Source organism: Paraburkholderia sp. JHI869, assembly GCF_038900775.1.
Classification (GTDB): domain Bacteria; phylum Pseudomonadota; class Gammaproteobacteria; order Burkholderiales; family Burkholderiaceae; genus Paraburkholderia.
The window spans coordinates 1-261 of the sequence record NZ_JAYMSC010000122.1 but is presented as its reverse complement, the minus strand read 5'-3'; the positions used below and the strand labels follow the sequence as shown (position 1 = coordinate 261).

At 52.1% G+C, this 261-nt stretch carries 1 protein-coding gene; it reads right to left on the bottom strand.

Going from position 1 to position 261, the window contains the following annotated elements; translation table 11 throughout:
* On the bottom strand, positions 1–261 hold a 261-nt coding region (locus VSR72_RS44150; RefSeq protein WP_342958430.1), incomplete at both ends, for a hypothetical protein.

The following is a 261-nucleotide window of genomic DNA, read 5'->3' as shown; positions in this document are numbered from 1 at the left end:
CGCGCTTTCGATGAAGGCGCGGGGAGACGGGAAGCTTGAGGCGAAAGCCTTGTGGCGACTGGGTCTGCGGGTGATTCGAAGTTGAGCGGCAGGTTGAACGAAGTAAAAAAACCTGTTGACAGATCGCCAGACAGTCTTCATAATCTCGTTTCTCTGCTGCTGACGCAGCAACGCAGAAAGAAGCCGGTAGTTGAGCGGGTTTAACGGCAACTTCGCGATCGATCTTTAAAAATTTACAGCCGATAAGTGTGGGCGCTTGAT